Below are 3,333 nucleotides of genomic sequence, written 5' to 3' on the forward strand. Positions count from 1 at the left end.
GCCCCCCCGCGGGGCGCGGGGCCCGGGCGCCCGGGGGCCGCGCGCGCCGGCTGCCTCCCCGGCGGGTGCGGGGGCGGGCGGCCGGCCCCGCGCCGGGCTGAGCGCGTTACGCCGCGGGCTGCGCCAGCCACTCCGGCAGCGAGGCCAACTCGTCCTGGCCGAGCGCCAGCAACATGGCATCGGCCGGCGTCGGCTCGAACGGCTGCCGAAGCAACGGCATCCCCGCCTCCTCCGGAGTCCGGTCCGCCTTGCGGTGGTTGTCCGTCGCGCACGAAGCGACCGTGTTCAGCCAGGAGTCCGCACCCCCGTGCGACCGCGGCACCACGTGGTCCACCGTCGTCGCACGCCTGCCGCAGTACGCGCACCGGTGCCGGTCCCGCACCAGCACACCCCGCCTGGACCATGGAGCCTGTCTTCGGAACGGCACGCGTACGAACCTGCACAGTCTGATCACCCGAGGCACAGGGATGTCGATCGCGGCCGCGCGCACACGGAGTCCGGGGTGCGACTGCTCCACCACGGCCTTGTCCTGGAGCACCAGGACGACGGCTCGGTTGAGCGTCACCGTCGAGAGCGGCTCGAAGCTCGCGTTCAGCACCAGCGTGTCCCGCATCAACCTGCCCACCTCCCGTTATGCACCGGCCCACCGCCTGGCGGGCTGGGATCAACTCTGGCCGGGCACGCCGAGATGGACAACGCAATAAAAAATGCCCGCCCCTGATCACTTCCATGACCAGAGGCGGGCAAACAATCGGTGAACCCTCAGTTCACGACGGTCGCTCAGCTCTCGGGGAGAGCGGCGTACTCGGCGATCACCTGCGCCCGACCGAGCGTGTGGAACCGGAGGTTGAAGCCCACGACCGCGGGAGAGGCGTCCGAGTCCGGACCCAGCTTCTCCTGGTCCACCGCGTACACGGTGAACACATAGCGGTGCGCCGGGTCGCCGGGCGGCGGCGCGGCACCCCCGAAGTCCTTCGTCCCGTAGTCGTTGCGCACCTGCACCGCGCCCTCGGGCAGCCCCTCGAACTTGCCGCTGCCCGCACCACCCGGCAGCTCGGTGACCGAGACCGGGATGTCGAAGACGGTCCAGTGCCAGAACCCGCTGCCCGTGGGGGCGTCCGGGTCGAAGCACGTCACGGCGAAGCTCTTGGTCCCGGCGGGGAAGCCCTCCCACCGCAGCTGCGGCGAGGTGTTCCCGGCCGCGTAGACCTGAGCGTCCTTGAGGACCGCCCCCGGCTCGAAGTCCTCGCTCACGACCGTGAACGACGGCACGGGCGGGTGGAAGTCATGGGGAAGCGGCGGCCTCTTGAGCTCGCTCACGTCGGCACCTCCTGGTTGATTGCTGGTCCTCGCTGATCCTCTCCGAGCCTAGAACCAGTTGCGCTTGCTGCCGACCTGGGACAGCCACTCGTTGAGGTACGCCGCCCAGTCCGTGCCCTGGAAGTCGTTCAGCCCCACCTTGAAGGACCGGAACGAGTCGCTGCCCTCGCTGAACAGACCCGGCTTCTTGTCCATCTCCAGGACGACGTCCATCTCGCGGTCGTCCGCGACGAAGCTCAACTCGACCTGGTTCAGGCCGCGGTACTGCTGCGGCGGGTAGAACTCGATCTCCTGGTAGAACGGCAGCTTCTGCCGCGTACCGCGGATGTGACCGCGCTCCATGTCGGCGCTCTTGAAGCGGAAGCCCAGCTGGATGAAGGCGTCCAGGATGGCTTGCTGCGCCGGCAGCGGGTGCACGTTGATCGGGTCCAGGTCGCTCGAGTCCACGGCGCGCGCGATCTCCAGCTCGGTGGTCACACCGATGTTCATGCCGCGAAGCTGCTGTCCGTCGATGCTCGTGACCGGCGTCTCCCAGGGGATCTCGAGACCGAACGGCACCGCGTGCACCTGACCGGCCTGCAGCGTGAAGGCGCCCCCGAGCCGCAGCTTGGTGAACTCGATGTCCTGCTTGGTCTCCTGGTCGTTGCCCTCGACCTCGACACGGGCCTGCAGACCGACGGAGAGCCCCTCGATCTGCTGGTCCACCGACCCGCCCTGGATCCGCACCTCACCCTGGACGACGCCACCCGGGACCACGTTGACCTCGGTCAGCACGGTCTCGACCGAGGCACCGCCGGCCCCCAGGCTCGCGAGCAGCTTCTTGAACCCCATGACTCTCCATCCCCAGGCCGCCGCCTGTGGCTCGTCTCGACTTGAATCCTTGATCGGTACAAACGCGAGTTGACCGTGCCCGGTTCCGCGCCATCACCCTGGCAACGGAGCGGCCCGATGGCCACCCGCGCGCGTAGAACCAGGTGCACTACGCTCGTACGGCATGATCGCGGCCCCTGACCGTACGCCCCTCACCCGTGACTTCTTCGACCGGCCCGTCCTGGAGGTCGCCCCCGATCTCCTCGGCCGCGTCCTCGTACGCGACTCGGAGGACGGTCCGATCGAACTCCGCCTGACAGAGGTGGAGGCGTACGCGGGAGAAGCCGACCCCGGCTCGCACGCGTATCGCGGCCGGACGCCCCGCAACAGCGTGATGTTCGGCCCGCCCGGACATGTGTACGTCTACTTCACCTACGGCATGTGGCACTGCATGAACCTGGTGTGCGGCCCGGAGGGCATGGCGGGCGCGGTCCTGCTCCGCGCGGGAGAGGTCACGGCAGGCGCCGAACTGGCCCGCAAACGTCGACTATCGGCCCGCAGCGACAAGGAACTGGCCAAAGGGCCCGCTCGCCTGGCCACCGCCCTTGACGTGGACCGAAGCCTCGACGGCAGCGACGTGTGCGGGGAGAAGGCGGACCCCTTCATGGTCCTGACGGGCACTCCGCCCCGCCCCGACCAGGTCAGCAGTGGTCCCCGCACAGGAGTCGCGGGGGAGGGCGGCGTCCACCCGTGGCGCTTCTGGACGGCCAACGACCCTACGGTGAGCCCTTATCGGGCCCATACGCCCCGACGCCGCCGAACTTGACGCGCCCTTGGGGCATCCGTAATGTAGTCCGAGCCGCTGAACCGGGTACGACAATCTGTCGGAAGCCGGAAGCGGCCAACCACTACCTACGACTTCCCCTCGGCGGGGTCCTATTTCGCATGCCCGCATGTCGAAATTCGAACTCGCGGAACTCGATTATGAGTTGCGGAGGGAATCCGCTAACGTAGTGAACACGCCGAAAGGCAAAGGCCCTCCAACGGCCACCGGAAATGAAATCCGAACCGGGAACGGAACGGAAAACGGATCTGGTAAGGTTGGAAGCACGAAATACCGAAGGGAAGCGCCCGGAGGAAAGCCCGAGAGGGTGAGTACAAAGGAAGCGTCCGTTCCTTGAGAACTCAACAGCGTGCCAAAAG

Annotated in this window: 4 protein-coding genes; 1 reads left to right on the forward strand and 3 read right to left on the reverse strand. The window is 68.1% G+C overall.

The window, feature by feature from the left end:
- Positions 1–106 precede the first annotated feature (106 nt).
- The 3 genes from AB0B50_RS44580 to AB0B50_RS44590 form a co-directional block, all read right to left on the reverse strand.
- Positions 107–613, reverse strand: coding sequence for an HNH endonuclease (locus AB0B50_RS44580; protein WP_362343835.1), 507 nt, complete (start codon positions 611–613; stop codon positions 107–109).
- A 167-nt stretch (positions 614–780) separates the two neighbouring features.
- A complete protein-coding gene (locus AB0B50_RS44585; RefSeq protein WP_362343838.1) occupies positions 781–1,320 on the reverse strand; it encodes a YbhB/YbcL family Raf kinase inhibitor-like protein in 540 nt (179 codons plus the stop codon).
- A 48-nt stretch (positions 1,321–1,368) separates the two neighbouring features.
- Positions 1,369–2,151, reverse strand: a complete 783-nt coding sequence (locus AB0B50_RS44590) for a sporulation protein (protein ID WP_362343841.1) — start codon at positions 2,149–2,151, stop codon at positions 1,369–1,371.
- A 163-nt stretch (positions 2,152–2,314) separates the two neighbouring features.
- Between AB0B50_RS44590 and AB0B50_RS44595 the strand changes: the two genes are divergently transcribed.
- Complete coding sequence (locus AB0B50_RS44595; protein ID WP_362343844.1) at positions 2,315–2,956, forward strand: DNA-3-methyladenine glycosylase; 642 nt, start codon at positions 2,315–2,317, stop codon at positions 2,954–2,956.
- The last annotated feature ends 377 nt before the right edge of the window (positions 2,957–3,333 follow it).

This window comes from Streptomyces sp. NPDC041068, from assembly GCF_040647455.1.
GTDB lineage: Bacteria > Actinomycetota > Actinomycetes > Streptomycetales > Streptomycetaceae > Streptomyces.